The 313-nt window shown below is 50.8% G+C and carries 1 protein-coding gene; it reads left to right on the top strand.

Annotated features, from left to right (window positions below):
- On the top strand, positions 1-257 hold a 257-nt coding region (locus tag HBA93_RS20125; RefSeq protein ID WP_502910156.1), incomplete at its 5' end, for a GMP synthase (glutamine-hydrolyzing).
- Between the last annotated feature and the right edge of the window lie 56 nt (positions 258-313).

Here is a 313-nt window from a genome sequence, read left to right as displayed (position 1 = left end):
ATGATGTGATCTGGCAGGCATTCGCCGTATTGCTGCCGGTGCAGACCGTTGGTGTTATGGGCGATGGCCGTACTTACGAATTCGTCTGTGCACTGCGTGCGGTAACATCCGTTGACGGTATGACTGCTGATTTCTACCATTACGATATGGACTTCCTTGCCAAGGCAGCGACCCGTATTATCAATGAAGTGCGCGGCATCAACCGCGTGGTCTATGATATTACCTCGAAGCCTCCGGGCACCATCGAGTGGGAATAAGTTGAAGAACAATGCGCCAATCGGCGCATTGTTTTTTTTTGGAGCATTTCACAGTC

It is taken from the genome of Ochrobactrum sp. SFR4 (genome assembly GCF_019730395.1).
Lineage (GTDB): Bacteria > Pseudomonadota > Alphaproteobacteria > Rhizobiales > Rhizobiaceae > Pseudochrobactrum.
This window is presented reverse-complemented; position numbering and strand designations above follow the sequence as displayed.